The organism is Bacillus sp. JJ783, assembly GCF_036963225.1.
Classification (GTDB): domain Bacteria; phylum Bacillota; class Bacilli; order Bacillales; family Bacillaceae_G; genus Bacillus_A; species Bacillus_A cereus_U.
On the sequence record NZ_JBALMG010000059.1, the window covers coordinates 1 to 12,499 of the forward strand.

Below are 12,499 nucleotides of genomic sequence, written 5' to 3' on the forward strand. Positions count from 1 at the left end.
CTTTTCTATATTATAATGCAATTTATAAAAGAAGCAAGTGGATTTCTAATCTATGAAAATTAAAGATTTTTTGAATTACTTTCCGAATCACTTTAGTAGTTTACATATCGAAGGTGAGGAGAAAGAATCATGAAGGTAAGAGAAGCAGTAGTAAGTGAAGCGAATGAACTAAGTCAACTGGCACTACATTCAAAAGCTACTTGGGGTTATAGTGAAGAATTTATTTTAGCTTGTAAGGAAGAATTAACGATCTCAGAGGATTACATAAAAAATAACTTTTGTATATGTTTTAGAAAATGATGATGCGAAGATTGGATTTTTCTCATTTTTACATAATGAAAATGCTCTCGATTTCCTATACATTTATCCTAGTTATAAAGGAAAAGGATACGGGAAAATACTTTGGAGGTTTGTAGTAGAGCAAGCAAATGAACTAGGATTGAAAAGTTTTACGATTGATAGTGATCCAAATGCGAAAGGATTTTACGTGAAAATGGGGGCAAAACAAATCGGTGAGACACCATCAACGGTTTTTAAAAATCGCCTTTTACCTCTTTTACAATATCGTGTGTAAAACTACCAATGTCAGGGGAAGCTGAGAATGGATAATAAAAAGACAAAACCAATATATGAAGCGTTAATAAAATCTTGGTCAATAGAAACGAGTTCTAAGTGGACGAGCGAAAACCCGGCAAAGGGACAATGTGGTGTAACGGCCCTTATTATTCAAGAATTATGCGGGGGAGAGATAAAAAAGACGAAAGTAGGAGAAGTGTGGCATTTTTACAATACAGTGGATGGGAAAAGGCATGATTTTACTTGGACTCAATTTCATGAAAAATTAAACTATATGGACGTGAAGTCGAGCCGTGAAGAAGCATTTGCAGATACAAATGACAAACAATATGACATTTTGAAGGAAAAGATAATGAAAGAATTAAAATTATCTTTTGACTCTTAATCTTTAATAAGTTACTATAATGGTGGTAACTTGTTAAAGGGAACTTCATAGAGTTGAAAGGGGAAATACTTTTGAAAACAACTTATGTAAACGCTACAATTGTAACGATGAATGAACAAAATGAAGTGATAGAAAATGGATATATCATTGTAGAAAATGATCAAATTATAGATGTAAATAGCGGAGAATTCGCTAACGATTTTGAAGTGGATGAAGTAATTGACATGAAAGGAAAGTGGCTTTTACCTGGGCTTGTAAATACACATACACATGTTGTAATGAGTCTTTTGAGAGGTATTGGCGATGATATGTTATTACAGCCGTGGCTTGAGACGAGAATTTGGCCACTTGAAAGCCAGTTTACTCCAGAGCTTGCGGTTGCTAGTACGGAATTAGGATTACTTGAAATGGTGAAAAGTGGTGCAACATCATTCTCTGATATGTTTAATCCAATTGGAGTAGATCAAGATGCAATTATGGAAACGGTGTCAAAAAGTGGAATGCGAGCTGCTGTTTCAAGAACTTTATTTAGCTTCGGAACGAAAGAAGATGAAAAGAAAGCAATTGAAGAAGCGGAGAAATATGTAAAGCGATATTATAAGGAAAGTGGTATGTTAACTACGATGGTTGCACCGCATAGTCCATATACATGTTCCACAGAACTGTTAGAAGAGTGTGCACGTATTGCAGTAGAAAATCAAACTATGGTTCATATCCACCTTTCTGAAACAGATCGTGAAGTACGTGATATTGAAGCACAGTACGGAAAACGTCCAGTAGAATATGCGGCAAGTTGCGGATTGTTTAAACGTCCAACAGTTATTGCGCATGGAGTAGTATTAAATGAAAATGAGCGTGCATTTTTAGCAGAACATGATGTTCGAGTAGCTCATAATCCGAATAGTAATTTAAAATTAGGTTCTGGTATAGCGAATGTAAAAGCGATGCTAGAAGCAGGGGTTAAAGTAGGGATTGCTACAGATAGTGTTGCGTCTAACAATAATTTAGATATGTTTGAAGAAATGCGTATTGCGACTTTATTACAAAAAGGTATTCATCAAGATGCAACAGCATTGCCAGTTGAAACAGCTCTTTCTCTTGCGACGAAAGGAGCAGCAGAAGTAATTGGGATGAAACAAACGGGATCACTTGAGGTTGGAAAGTGTGCTGATTTTATTACGATTGATCCATCTAATAAGCCGCATTTACAACCAGCAGATGAAGTGTTATCGCATCTTGTATATGCAGCTAGTGGAAAAGATATAAGTGATGTAATTATTAACGGTAAACGTGTTGTTTGGAATGGTGAATGTAAAACATTAGATGAAGAGCGTATTATATTCGAAGCAAGTCGTTTTAAACGAGGTTTACAAAGATAGGTATTATATGTCGGTTGAAAAAGCTATCCTTTTTAAAAAAGGGTAGCTTTTTTCTTGAACGAATAAATATTCAATAGAATGTCGCATCTTTCTATTGGTATTTCTGCTGCAATATTTGCTGTATTAGGAGATAGTATGACATCACTAAATTATGCAGACACTCCTTATTGGAAAGTGATTAGTAATGCTAATAATATAATTCCTTACAACTATGTTATTTCGGGGTCTCGTATAGCAGTGTGGGAAGGACACGACCAGTCAATGTGTACAAGATATGTAAACATGACCGATGCCGCAGATATCATTACTGTTTTCGGCGGTACAAATGATTACGGGAATACGGTTACACTTGGAACAATAAACAGTGTAGATACAGGTACTTTTTACGGAGCATTGAACGTCCTGTGTGCAGGTTAAAAAGTAAAGTTGGCTTCAAAGGCATCGCCAAAAAGGTGGTGCTTTTTCTTTTGATTGGAGTGGCAACCCAATTAGATACAGCACTTGGAAGTAATAGTGCTATTCGTGAAGAGACAATTTTTTTATCGGAAATGAGTTGCTTTCAATTTTAGAAAACGCTGGTTGTATGGGAATTCCACTACCTTCAGAACTAACGAATGCAGTTGAAATTTTAGGTGGCAAGAGCAATAAGACAAGTTCTGAATATGATAATAAGAAAGGAGATGTTGAATAATGACACGTTATAGTTTACACGGAGGGCACAACAGTATTGTACAAGGGGCTAATTCAGGAAATCGAAAAGAGCATATTATGGATCGTCAGGTGAAAGATGCGGTGGCAGCTAAGTTAAGAGCTTTAGGACACACAGTCTATGATGATACAGACGAAGTAGGAAGTACTCAAGCGCAAAATTTAAATAATATCGTTCGTAATAGCAATTCCCATAATGCGGATTTGGTTGTTTCTTTTCATCTTAATGCAAGTGATGGGAATGGACAGGGTGTGGAAGTTCTGTATTATGATCAGAAAGACCTGGCGGCTAAAATTTCAGCTCAACTAGCAAAAGATATTGGATGGCGTGATCGTGGCGCGAAACAACGTACAGATTTAGCTGTATTGAATGGAACTAAAGCACCAGCTATTCTTATCGAATTAGGATTCATCGATAACGAATCCGACATGGCTAAATGGAATGTTGATAAAATCGCAAATTCTATTGTATATGCTCTAACGGGACAAACTGTTGGGGATGGTGGAGGAAACGGCGGTTCTAATGGTGGATATCAATATGTTAAGTCTGGTGAATTCGGTATAAACTATCTAAATGAAGCGATTCAAGCTATGGTTGAACGAGGAACAAAGGGAAAAGTTGTTGTTAATCCATTAACAGGTCTTGCTTATATCCAAACTGAAGTATTGCCTAATTCAGAACTAGATAAAATCACTTGGTGGATGGATACTCGACCAGGTGGTAAGTGGTGGTATGAATATATTAAAGTGAATTAATAATTGTTTAACAAAAGAATAGTTTGGTGACAAAAAATAAAAGCCGTTAATTACGGCTTTTATTTATATTTTTGAGGATGAGCTATCTCCATTCTCTTTTATTCTTTTTTCGTGTTCTTTCTTTATTTCATCTGGAATGATGATTTCAATGTTACCCCGTATTTTTTTATATTCCTGATGTGAAATTTCGTGACGAAGAAGGGATACTTCATGCAGTCGAAGTAGATCGGTCACAGAAAATGAAAGTAAATGAAGAGAAGTTAAAAAAGTATGAAGAGTTCACTCAAATATATAAGCAGAAATATAACGGGAAGATACCAGTCATTCATTTCTTTACAGTCACCAAATACAGAGGAAAGAAACTGGAAGGGTTAGCAGCTAGGTATGATGTGTTTGTGAAAGTGTATGTAATAGAAGAAATATAAAAAGTGCAAACAAGTTTGCAAACTAACTTGCTAACATCTATACGAAATAGACATAAAATATCGCTGATATGTCGCTTGATAAAACGATAATAATTAAACACTTATAATGAATAATGGTTTATTATAAATGAAGTCACAAAATATAACGTTTTATAATATTTTATATTTAAGGAGCGCAATTCATGAAGCGAAAAAAGAGCCGTTTAATGGTAATGGCACTTGTTACATCTTTATTTTTAACAGCTTGTAATAATAAAGCTAATAAAGGTGATGCAGAAGCTAAAAAACAAGTGTTAAATGTAACAGTATCAGAAGAAATTCCTTCTCTTGATACTACGAAAACGATGGATGGTACATCAGCACACGTAATGCAAAACATATTTGAAGGATTGTATGTGCTAGATGAACAGGATCATCCTATTCCAGCAGTAGCAAAGTCGTTTGAAAGAAGTGAAGATGGTAAAAAATATACATTTGATTTGCGTAAAGATGCAAAGTGGTCAAATGGAGACTCAGTAACAGCAAATGATTTTATGTTTGCGTGGAGACGGGCGGTAAGTCATGAAACAGCGTTTCAATATGCATACATGCTGTTTTATATAAAAAATGCGAAAGAAATAAACAAGGGAACAATTCCTCTCAATGAGCTTGGCGTAAAAGTAATAGATGATTATAAGTTAGAAGTTGAACTAGAACAGCCAATTCCGTATTTTTTACAGTTGTTAGCATTACCTATATATTTACCACAGCATGAATCATTTTTGAAAGAACAAGGAAACAATTATGCATTGGAACCTAGTAATCTCATATATAACGGTCCATTTGTATTAGAAAAATGGAAGCATGAACAAGAGTTTCAATTAAAGAAAAATGCTACATATTGGGATCAAAAGAAAGTGAAATTAGACGAAATAAACTTTCATATCGTAAAGGATACAATGACAGCTGTAAATTTATATGAAGCCGGAGATTTAGATCGAGTACCTATTAATTCGCAAGTTGTAGACAAGTATAAGGGGAATAAGGAATTACATATGTCGAGCGATCCTGGAATTGCTATGCTTCGTTTTAATGAAAAAAATACCGCGTTAGCAAATAAAAAGGTGCGTCAATCTATTTCATTAGCGTTAAATAAAGATGATTTCGTTGCTCACTTTATTAATAACGGAGCAAAACCTGCAAGTGGACTTGTACCAGCTGGTCATATAACTGAAGAGACTGGCAAAGATTTTAGAAAAGAAAACGGAGATCTTTCTCCATATGATTTACAAAATGCGAAAAAGGTTTGGGAAGAAGCGAAAAAAGAACTTGGGGTAGAACAGGTAACACTGGAGTTCTTAACGTTTGAACAAGATAACGCAAAACGTATGGCGGAATATATAAAAGGTGACTTAGAGAAGAATTTGCATGGATTAACGATACAAATTAAACAACAGCCATTTAAGCAAAAATTACAATTAGAACAAACAGGTGATTACGATATATCTATGGTAAATTGGGGACCGGATTATAAAGATCCAATTAGTTATTTAGAGCTATTTACGACAAATAATCCAAATAATAAAATGAATTATTCTAATCCTCATTACGATGAACTAATAAAAAAAGCTAAAAATGATCTTGTGCTAGATCAAAAGAAAAGACGGGAAGCGTTGCGAGAGGCTGAGCGTATTCTATTAGAGGACGCTGCGGTAGCACCGCTTTACCATATTGGTTCAGCTTATGTACAAAAGGATTATGTAAAAGGAATTGAAAAGCATCAATTTGGTGGCGTTTATACTTATAAGAATGCTTATATTGATAATAAGTAAAATTATTTATATAAAAAAAGAAACCTTACACTTTTAAGAGTGAGGTTTCTTTTTTATATAATTTTTATTAAACCGATTTTAATAAAGAATAAAAATTCGTATCATATGGAATATCATCTTGATACATATAATTTTTCAGAACACCTTCTTTTTCAAATCCTAATTTTAAAAGCACTTTATTTGACGCTTCGTTTTCAAGAAAGACAATTGCACCGATTCGTTTTAAATGTAGCGTGTGGAAACCATATGATATAACTTCAGAAACCGCTTCAGTGGCATATCCATTTCCCCAGTGTTCAGGGAGAAAGGCATAACTTATATTTGCTCGTTTATGCTCAGAAGACCAATCGTGAAAACCAATTGTTCCAATGAGCTCTTTCTTGTCTTTTAATTCGATGCCCCATTTAATACCGCTTCTTGCGTTGTAACTCAACTTAAAATTATTAAGGATTTGTTTTACTTGATCCAAATTTTGCAATGGCTTTTGGCCATAATGGCGCAGGACATCGGTATTAGAAAAGCAATGTAATATACTCGGTGCATCTTCTTCGGTAAGTTCTCTTAATGCAAGTCGCTCAGTTTTTAATATAGGAAACATGTCTTCACTCCTGTTCATATGAAACTAGAATGTATTTGTTATTATATAATTTAATCTGAAAATAAAGATTATTCAAGGTGTAATGATGATTTTCAGTCAATGGCCGGGAATCATATTTATTTACGGTTAGATGAAACAGGAACATTTTTATTTCTCGCCCACTTAAAGAAAGGGTCAATTAAAGTTAAAGAAGGACAACACGTAAATGAAGGGGAGGTTCTTGCTCAAGTCGGTAACTCAGGAAGTTCAAGTGAACCACATTTACATATTCATCATCAGAGGCAGGATCCATCTAATACGAGTATGTTTCTTACGGAAGGATTACCGCTATACTTTCGAACTGAAAAAGGAGCGATGATGCCGGAAAGAGGTACATACATAAGTGGTAATTAGAAGAAATTTATTTCGCTGAAAAAGGGTATTCCAAATTAAAATTGGAATACCCTTTTTCATTAACCAACAAATGTTTGATACAGTAAGAAAATATTTAAAACGATAACGAGTGCAGCGATTAACCATGCGATGAATGTTGTTATACGGTGGTTAACGAGTGCGCCCATAATCTTTTTATTACTTGTAAACATAATAAGTGGTACTAATGCAAACGCAATACCGAATGATAATACAACTTGGCTCATTACAAGAGCGTAAGTTGGGTTTACGCCTAAAGCGATAATAACGAGAGGCGGAATCATCGTTATAAATCGGCGTAAATATAATGGAATATGCATGCGAATGAATCCTTGCATAATAATATCACCGGACATTGTACCGACAGAAGAGCTAGATAATCCGGCTGATAAGAGTCCAATTCCAAATAAAGCAGCGGATACAGGACCGACTAAATTACTAAATTGATTGAAAGCAACATCAAGATCTTCAACATGTAGACCATTTTTAAAGAATAGTGCAGCAGCAACAATTAGCATACTTGCGTTAATAGCTCCAGCGATAACCATCGCAATAATAATGTCAATGAATTCGAAGCGGAAAATCTTTTTCTTTTGTTCATCATTTGTTCCGACTACGCGGCGCTGCGTTAAGGCCGAATGTAAATAAATTGCGTGCGGCATTACTGTCGCGCCTAAAATTCCAGCTGCTAAAAGAATACTATCCACACCTTGGAATTTTGGAGTAAACAGTCCTGAAAGAAGAGGGCTTAATTCCGGTTTTGCGTAAAAGACTTGGATACCAAAAGCGATAACAACGATAAAAATCATCCCTGTAATAATAGCTTCTAATGGACGAAAGCCTCTGCGTTGAAATTCAAGAATAATAAATGATCCAACCGCTGTAATTAAAGCAGCTGGTAACATCGGAATTCCAAATAGTAAGTATAAGCCGAGTGCTGCCCCGATAAATTCAGCTAAATCTGTAGCCATAATAACGAGTTCCCCTTGTATCCATAAACCGATGGAAACTGGTTTGGGGAAGTTTTCGCGAGCTACTTCAGGGAGGTTTCTTCCAGTAGCGATTCCTAATTTAGCTGATAAAGTTTGGATTAATACAGCCATTAAATTAGAAGCGAGTATTACCCAAAGTAATAAATACCCATATTGGGATCCAGCAGCAATATTCGTTGCAAAATTCCCAGGATCAATATAAGCAACTGATGCGATAAAAGCAGGGCCTAAGAATGGTAACAGTCTTTTAAATCCTTTTGTTTGTCCACTTAACGCTAAATGAGCGGATTGAACTGTTGTACTTTGAGAAGGGACTTGTTCATCTTTTGATATATTTTTATTCATAGTAGTGTTCACCTTATTCTTACTCATTATTTCAATACATTTAGATATGTTATGTGATGATTTCATTTGAACATAAAAGTTTCCTTAATGCAAATTATATGACTGTGTGCAATGAATGGTGTGACGATGCAAAAACATTTTGGGAGTTTATGGTTGTTGAATAAGGGAGAAGATAATAAAATATAGGGTTGTTTTTGAAATTTATGTGAACATACAGCCTATATTACAGCATATTAATTGATGGAAATGGAATTGTATGATATATAATATATTGGGATTACAACCTAACCGTAGTGTTTTGTTCTGTAATCTTGTTTTTATTTCTGTTAACTTATAGAAAAAATTGTAAATAGAAGAAAATAGGCTAAGTACAATTTTGTATATATTTTCTTATTATATATGTTTTGATATGAACGTTAACTTATACATGATTTTAAAATTTAGATAGGTGGTAGAACTACATTGGCAACTACAAAACCATATAGAGTATTACTATATTACATGTACACAACAATTGAAAATCCAGAAGAATTTGCTGAACAGCATTTAGAATTTTGTAAATCACTTGAGTTAAAAGGAAGAATTCTTGTAGCGACAGAAGGAATTAATGGAACTTGTTCTGGAACTGTTGAGCAAACAGAAAAATACGTGGAAGCGATGAACAATGACCCACGTTTTGCTGGAATCGTTTTTAAAATTGATGAGGCAGATGAACATGCATTTAAGAAAATGCACGTACGCCCTCGTCCAGAGTTAGTTACACTTCGCTTGGAAGACGACATTAACCCAAAAGAAATGACTGGGAAATATTTAGAACCAACAGAATTCTATGAGGCAATGAAACAAGAAAATACAGTTATCATTGATGCACGAAATGATTATGAGTTTGATTTAGGACACTTTAAAGGTGCGATCAAACCAGATATTGAATCATTCCGTGAATTACCAGATTGGATTAGAGAAAACAAAGAAACACTTGAAGGTAAAAAGATTTTAACGTACTGTACAGGTGGAATTCGCTGTGAGAAATTCTCTGGTTGGTTAGTTCGAGAAGGCCATGAAGATGTAAGTCAGCTTCACGGCGGAATTGTAACGTACGGAAAAGACCCAGAGGTACAGGGTGAACTTTGGGATGGTCAATGTTACGTATTTGATGAGCGTATCGCTGTACCAGTAAACCAAAAAGAACATGTTATCGTTGGTAAAGATCATTTTACAGGCGAACCTTGTGAGCGCTATGTAAACTGTGCAAATCCAGAATGTAACAAGAAAATTTTATGTTCTGAAGAAAGTGAAGCAAAACATTTACGTGCATGTTCTCATGAATGTCGTGTACACCCACGTAATCGTTATATCGTGCAACACGAATTAACAGAAGAGCAAGTAGCTGCCACATTAGAAAAAATCGAAGCAGGGAAGTAAGCAGAATTAGCTAAATAAAAAAACAGATGGTAGTATCGTGCTGCCATCTGTTTTTTTATTTACTTTGTATCTTCTTTCTCTTTAACAGCAGATAATACAGTTTGTTTTACCCATGCTTTTCTTCTTTTATGCTGTATAGCCCATTGGTATAAACCTTGTGCACCTAAAATGAGGGAAATGACTATACCGCTAATCGCTATTAAAAGAGCAAAATATTCAAGGGGTGAAGATATATGATTTGAATCAGTGTTTTTTAAAAGGTCAATCATCGTAAACCCTAACATTTGGCCCACCACAGAGTAGAGGGTTAAAATTAATAATAAAAGACTATCTTTTTTAGAGGCGACATTCTCTTGATATTTAAACAAACTATCAAGATTTTGCTTGGCATTCGTATATAGTATTTCAATGTTAAAAAGTTTTCTTAAGCGGAAGAAAATATCTTCACTTTGTGATTGAGATACTAATTCTAAAGAAAAATAGTTAGCTGTAAACGAATTGATAGAGTAAATTAACTTCTCTATCTCATTTGTATCTTGTTCAATATTTAGTTCAGCATAGGCGTTTGCCATTTTTAATAAAACAACTTTATGAAATAAATTTAATAATAAAGCGTAATAAAACTCCCCGTACATTTGACTAGCAAGTTTAGTGACTGCTTGTTCACCTTCATTTGTAATACATGTAAAAATATGTTCTTCCATAATAAAGTAACGGTTAGGAGCCCATCTTTGATAAGAATGTTTTGTTAAATAATCGTGAATATAAGGAACATTATTTGCACTAATATATGGCTTACCATCATCTGATAATCCGGAAAGACTGGAAGCTCGATATACATCGACTACATGAAGGTCTGACTCTTTGTTTATGGATAATAAAGTTTGTACATACATTCGCTGGTCTTCAAAGAAAGGGAATGTTTGAAAGTAAGAACTCCGCAATCTCTTTTTCTCAAAGAAGTTTGTTAAACCATGAAATAAATCACCGAATATAAGTTTTTCTACTTGTGAATATTTTTTTCCATCACATTCAATACAAATAGTCTCAGTCGTATCACTTTTAGTTTCAAGTACACGGAAGCGAGCCGCGAATTCAATCGCTTCTGATAATGTCATGTTAGGAGCGGTTTTTATTTCTGTCCGAATTGTTAAGAACCCAAGCTCATAAGGACAAAGTGTTACATCAATAGAATGTATCTTGAATGGAACGGAAATAAGGTTAGTTGTTAAATGTCCATTTAAATTAAGGTCTTTAGAATAGCGCTGTAATCCTTTTTGATGTTCTGAATGAGGAAAGAGAATTTTATTTGTAAAGGAAAGATAGTATGCTTCCATATTTTGATGTGAAACTTGAAATTTCCCGTAATATGTATTTTCATCTTCAAGATGATCGAGTCGAAAAGGTCGAAAATCATTTTTTTGTAAGAAAGGGAACATATTTTGTTCATATCCAGTTTTAAACGAAAACGGGAATATAAATTGAAATATAGCTGTTGTTACATCTTTTTCTTCGATTGTTTGTATTGCCTCCATCTACATTGTTTCCTTTCCATATAAGCTATAGAAACAACATGCCCAATTTTCCTATTAAATAACCTCTCATTTTCACTAGTTTAAGAATGAAAATTCAGCTTATTTAATAGGAGACATGTATAATATTATGTATACTAAAACTAGTGTGATTGTTTTATGAAAAGGGGGATGTAGTATGCGCATTTTAGTATTAGGAGCTGGTGGCGTCGGCGGATTTTTTGGTGGCCGATTAGTAGAAAAGGGAGAAGATGTTACATTTCTCGTTCGCAGCAAAAGAAAACAGCAATTAGAGGAAAAAGGACTTGTTATTCGTAGTGTTAATGGAGATTTTTCCTTTCAACCGAAACTGATAACGAAAGAAGATAGAACTTCTCCATTTGATGTGATTTTATTTTCAACAAAGGCGTATCATTTAAACGACGCGACCATAGATTTAAAGCCGTTTGTAGGTGAAAATACAGTCATAATTCCATTGTTAAATGGTATCGCTCATTTATCACTATTACAAAAGGAATTCGGCGTGGAAAAAGTAATGGGTGGTTTATGCTTTATTGAGACGACGTTAAACGATCAAGGAGAAATTGTACAAACTAGTGCTGCAAACAGACTTGTATTTGGGGAAATTAAACCTCAAGATTCAGAGAGAATAAAGCGTATTTCTAAAGCATTTGCAGATACGAAAGCTAGTTTTGTTTTAAGTGAAAATATTACGCAAGATATGTGGCATAAATATTTATTTATTACTGTAATGTCAGGTGTGACAACATTAATGCGTGCACCGATAGGACCGATTCGTGAAAGTGATGGAGGACGAGAATTTATCCGGAATTTATTTGCAGAATCTGTGCAAATCATGAAAGCCATGGAGGCTCCAGTTAAGGATAATATTATCGAGGAACATATGAAAACGATTGATAAAATTTCGTATGACATGAAGTCATCGATGCAGCGTGATATGGAAAAAGGTTCGTTTATTGAAGGGAAGCACTTACAAGGATACTTACTGAATTTAGCAGAGCAATTTTTAATAGAAGCACCATTACTAGGAGCGGTATATCAAAATTTGAAGGTGTATGAAGAAATGACATTTAACAAATCCGTAATAGAATTAGATGTATGAAATAATAAAAAAGATAGCAATATATAAGTGTATTGC

10 protein-coding genes and 5 pseudogenes are annotated in these 12,499 nt (G+C 34.5%); 12 read left to right on the forward strand and 3 right to left on the reverse strand.

Annotation, left to right across the window (positions count from 1 at the left end; translation table 11 throughout):
• Positions 1-129 precede the first annotated feature (129 nt).
• The 9 genes and pseudogenes from V7038_RS13730 (at position 130) to V7038_RS13765 (ending at position 6,040) form a co-directional block, all read left to right on the forward strand.
• Positions 130-574 (forward strand): annotated as a pseudogene (locus V7038_RS13730) (GNAT family N-acetyltransferase).
• A 27-nt stretch (positions 575-601) separates the two neighbouring features.
• The gene (locus tag V7038_RS13735) at positions 602-961 is read left to right on the forward strand and encodes a YunG family protein (protein ID WP_002158353.1); all 360 of its coding nucleotides are present in this window, start codon (positions 602-604) and stop codon (positions 959-961) included.
• Between the two features lie 53 nt (positions 962-1,014).
• A complete protein-coding gene (locus tag V7038_RS13740) occupies positions 1,015-2,340 on the forward strand; it encodes a bifunctional S-methyl-5'-thioadenosine deaminase/S-adenosylhomocysteine deaminase (RefSeq protein ID WP_335470537.1) in 1,326 nt (441 codons plus the stop codon).
• A 78-nt stretch (positions 2,341-2,418) separates the two neighbouring features.
• Positions 2,419-2,757 (forward strand): SGNH/GDSL hydrolase family protein, encoded by a 339-nt coding sequence (locus V7038_RS13745; RefSeq protein ID WP_198285141.1) that lies wholly within the window; start codon positions 2,419-2,421, stop codon positions 2,755-2,757.
• Positions 2,754-3,031: pseudogene (locus V7038_RS13750) on the forward strand (phage holin family protein); the annotation flags it as partial. The gene V7038_RS13745 and the pseudogene V7038_RS13750, both read left to right, overlap by 4 nt.
• Positions 3,031-3,540: pseudogene (locus tag V7038_RS13755) on the forward strand (N-acetylmuramoyl-L-alanine amidase); the annotation flags it as partial. The pseudogenes V7038_RS13750 and V7038_RS13755, both read left to right, overlap by 1 nt.
• A 99-nt stretch (positions 3,541-3,639) precedes the next feature.
• Positions 3,640-3,804, forward strand: a complete 165-nt coding sequence (locus tag V7038_RS29545) for an N-acetylmuramoyl-L-alanine amidase C-terminal domain-containing protein (protein ID WP_369811979.1) — start codon at positions 3,640-3,642, stop codon at positions 3,802-3,804.
• A gap of 170 nt (positions 3,805-3,974) precedes the next feature.
• Positions 3,975-4,229 (forward strand): annotated as a pseudogene (locus V7038_RS13760) (replication-relaxation family protein); the annotation flags it as partial.
• Positions 4,230-4,411: 182 nt separating this feature from the next.
• Entirely contained in the window at positions 4,412-6,040 is a 1,629-nt protein-coding gene (locus V7038_RS13765; protein ID WP_002202422.1) for a peptide ABC transporter substrate-binding protein, read from the forward strand.
• A 67-nt stretch (positions 6,041-6,107) separates the two neighbouring features.
• Here V7038_RS13765 and V7038_RS13770 read toward each other — a convergent pair whose 3' ends face one another.
• A complete protein-coding gene (locus V7038_RS13770; protein ID WP_335470541.1) occupies positions 6,108-6,638 on the reverse strand; it encodes a GNAT family N-acetyltransferase in 531 nt (176 codons plus the stop codon).
• 81 nt (positions 6,639-6,719) lie between these two features.
• Here V7038_RS13770 and V7038_RS13775 point away from each other — a divergent pair.
• A pseudogene (locus tag V7038_RS13775) lies at positions 6,720-7,031 on the forward strand (M23 family metallopeptidase); the annotation flags it as partial.
• A gap of 59 nt (positions 7,032-7,090) precedes the next feature.
• Here V7038_RS13775 and V7038_RS13780 read toward each other — a convergent pair.
• Positions 7,091-8,386, reverse strand: coding sequence for an Nramp family divalent metal transporter (locus tag V7038_RS13780; RefSeq protein WP_002158339.1), 1,296 nt, complete (start codon positions 8,384-8,386; stop codon positions 7,091-7,093).
• A 462-nt stretch (positions 8,387-8,848) separates the two neighbouring features.
• Between V7038_RS13780 and trhO the strand changes: the two genes are divergently transcribed.
• Complete coding sequence (trhO, locus tag V7038_RS13785) at positions 8,849-9,808, forward strand: oxygen-dependent tRNA uridine(34) hydroxylase TrhO (RefSeq protein ID WP_016094288.1); 960 nt, start codon at positions 8,849-8,851, stop codon at positions 9,806-9,808.
• A gap of 59 nt (positions 9,809-9,867) precedes the next feature.
• Here the strand turns inward: trhO and V7038_RS13790 are convergent, their stop codons facing one another.
• A complete protein-coding gene (locus tag V7038_RS13790; RefSeq protein ID WP_071151141.1) occupies positions 9,868-11,343 on the reverse strand; it encodes a hypothetical protein in 1,476 nt (491 codons plus the stop codon).
• 175 nt (positions 11,344-11,518) lie between these two features.
• On the opposite strand from V7038_RS13790, the gene panE reads away from it, so the two are divergent.
• Positions 11,519-12,463, forward strand: a complete 945-nt coding sequence (gene panE, locus V7038_RS13795) for a 2-dehydropantoate 2-reductase (RefSeq protein ID WP_070128222.1) — start codon at positions 11,519-11,521, stop codon at positions 12,461-12,463.
• Positions 12,464-12,499: the final 36 nt, after the last annotated feature.